The following is a 1,507-nucleotide window of genomic DNA, read 5'->3' as shown; positions in this document are numbered from 1 at the left end:
TGAAAACCCACAAGCTTCCGGCCATCATTACACGATGCAGCAACAATTACGGACCTTATCAGCACAGCGAAAAAATGATTCCGACGATTATCCGTCATGCGAAGCAGGGCCTGCCTGTTCCGCTGTATGGCGATGGACTCCAGATCCGAGACTGGCTGTTTGCGGAGGATCATTGCCGCGCAATCAAACTGATTTTAGAAAAAGGAACCGACGGCGAGGTGTATAACATCGGCGGCGGAAATGAACGCACGAATAAAGAGCTGGCGAGTGCCATTTTGAAGCATCTGGGCTGTGAGGAATTGTTCGCCCACGTGGAAGACCGAAAAGGGCATGACCGGCGCTATGCGATCAATGCATCTAAGCTGAAAAATGAACTGGGCTGGCGGCAGGAAGTGACGCTTGAAGAAGGCATTGCGCGTACGATTCAGTGGTATACAGACAATGACCGATGAGAAGGTGATCTGATTGACAAAGGTATTGGTAACTGGGGCGGGAGGACAGCTTGGCTTGGAACTATGCCGCCAGCTGAAGCAAGCCGGATATGAGGTCATTGCGTTAACAAAGAAGATGATGAACATTGCTGACCAGCGCTCAGTACGGCATTCGTTTGGCCATTATCAGCCGGATATCGTGGTCAATAGCGCCGCGTTTACGTCGGTTGATCAATGCGAGAAAGAGCTTGATAAAGCGTACTTGGTTAACGGAATCGGCGCTTATTATACAGCGCTTGAGTCAACCCGCATCGGTGCTCAATATGTTCATATCAGCACGGACTATGTATTCAATGGGAAAGGAACCCAGCCATATAGGGAAGACGATCCCCTCGATCCGAAAACCATTTATGGAAAAAGCAAAAGGCTTGGAGAAGAACTGATACGATTAACGACAAAAGACAGCACGATCATCAGAACATCGTGGGTGTACGGACATGGCGGCAATAATTTCGTTGAAACCATGCTGAAGCTTGCTGAAACGAAACAAGAGCTTCGGGTTGTCAGCGATCAAATTGGTTCGCCGACTTATACGAAGGATTTAGCAGAAGCGGTCATCAAGCTGTTCAGCCATCCGCCGGGCATCTATCATGTCAGCAATTCAGGCATATGCAGCTGGTATGAGTTTGCGATGGCAATTATGGAAGAAAGCGGGCTGGAAACAGCCATTTTGCCTGTAACGACAGAGGAATACGGGAACAAAACGCCCCGCCCGGCATACTCTGTGCTGAGCCATCGGGCTATTGAAGAAGCCGGCATCCGCCCCCGCCACTGGCGGGAAGCGTTACGAGAGTATTTGCAGGAAAGGAGCAGTGCGTGTGATTGATGGAGTCAAGGTGAAAAAATTGATGAAGCATAGCGATGACAGAGGCTTTTTTGCTGAGCTGGTCCGGGACGATGAGAATCTCCTTGAGCATTTTGGGCAGGCCTCTTGGTCGAAAAGCTATCCCGGTGTGATTAAGGCATTTCATTATCATGAGAAGCAGGATGATCTCTGGTTCTTCCCAACCGGCCAC

The 1,507-nt window shown here is 49.8% G+C and carries 2 protein-coding genes and 1 pseudogene; all 3 read left to right on the top strand.

Annotated features, from left to right (window positions below):
* Window positions 1–452, top strand: a 452-nt coding sequence (locus ACWHAR_RS21025) for a GDP-mannose 4,6-dehydratase (protein ID WP_452087714.1), incomplete at its 5' end; no start/stop codon positions are given.
* Between the two features lie 13 nt (window positions 453–465).
* On the top strand, window positions 466–1,317 hold the full coding sequence (rfbD, locus tag ACWHAR_RS21020; protein ID WP_128422456.1) for a dTDP-4-dehydrorhamnose reductase: 852 nt from the start codon (window positions 466–468) through the stop codon (window positions 1,315–1,317).
* A pseudogene (locus ACWHAR_RS21015) lies at window positions 1,310–1,507 on the top strand (dTDP-4-dehydrorhamnose 3,5-epimerase family protein); the annotation flags it as partial. The gene rfbD and the pseudogene ACWHAR_RS21015, both read left to right, overlap by 8 nt.

This window comes from Bacillus sp. LR--39, assembly GCF_053613335.1.
This window is presented reverse-complemented; position numbering and strand designations above follow the sequence as displayed.